This is a genomic window from Stieleria mannarensis (assembly GCF_014154935.1).
Lineage (GTDB): Bacteria > Planctomycetota > Planctomycetia > Pirellulales > Pirellulaceae > Stieleria > Stieleria mannarensis.
This window is the reverse complement of the sequence record NZ_JACEHH010000170.1, coordinates 1-996: the sequence shown is the minus strand read 5'-3', so window position 1 is coordinate 996 and position 996 is coordinate 1. Positions and strand designations below refer to the sequence as shown.

Annotated in this window: 1 protein-coding gene; it reads left to right on the top strand. The window is 56.3% G+C overall.

Features of this window, described 5'->3' with window-relative positions:
• Positions 1–128: 128 nt before the first annotated feature.
• Positions 129–996, top strand: an 868-nt coding sequence (locus tag H1B37_RS32930) for an Rpn family recombination-promoting nuclease/putative transposase (RefSeq protein ID WP_182871508.1), incomplete at its 3' end; no start/stop codon positions are given.

The window sequence follows — 996 nt, the reverse complement described above, 5'->3', positions numbered from 1 at the left end:
CTGGCTGCACAATGCCTTACCGCCGAGTCCCGTCTTCGCGTGGGGCCCCGGTACATCGACAATCGAACCGCGACAGGAGTAGACTCGGTTTATGTCATTCACGCCTTCATTGAGTCAATCTTCCGTCTATGGCCATCGGTATCGACCCCACCGTCGACTACGTCTTCAAGCTGCTTCTTGGCAGCCCTGAGCATCCGGCGATCACACTGCACTTCCTCAACGCGATTCTCGGCGATGAAATCCAAATCGTGGAAGTCGAGATCCTCAATCCGATCCTGGGCAAAGAGGACGATCTCGACAAGCTGTCGATTCTGGACGTCGCGGCGCGGGATTCAAGCGGCCGTCTGTACGACATCGAAATGCAGACGACGCTTCCGGCCGGCCTGTCCCAGAGACTCGCGTACTACACCGCCTCTCTTTATGTTGGCCAGATCAGCGAAGGCGACGACTACACGCTGCTGCATCCGGCGATCAGCATCTGCGTCCTCGACGCGATCCTGTTCCGCCAATCCGCACAAATCCACAGCGATTTCCGGCTACGGAGTCGCGACGGCAGCCTGAAACTGACCGACGGACTACAAATTCACCTTCTTGAGTTGCCAAAGTACACGGTTCCGAGCGATAATCGAGTGATCACGGATCCAGTGGACGCGTGGTGTCATTTTTTCTGTCGTGCCGAAACAATGTCGGCTCAGGAAATCGAACGGCGATTCCAATCCCCCGCCTTTAGCGAAGCTGCCGAGGTTCTCGAAATGATCCAACGAACGCCGCAACAACGAAGCCAGTACGAACTACGCCTGAAAGCACAGCGTGATGAACGCGCCAGAATGCAGTACGCGGTCGAACAGGCAAGGCAAGAGGGCAAAGCAGAGGGCAAAGCAGAGGGTGAAGCTGTTGGCGAAGCCCGAGGCCGGATTAAAATCCTTTACGAGCTTCTGGGTCAGGGGCAGCCTTCCGTTGAAAAGCTCTCGCTAGATCAGTTGGCAACGCTGGAAA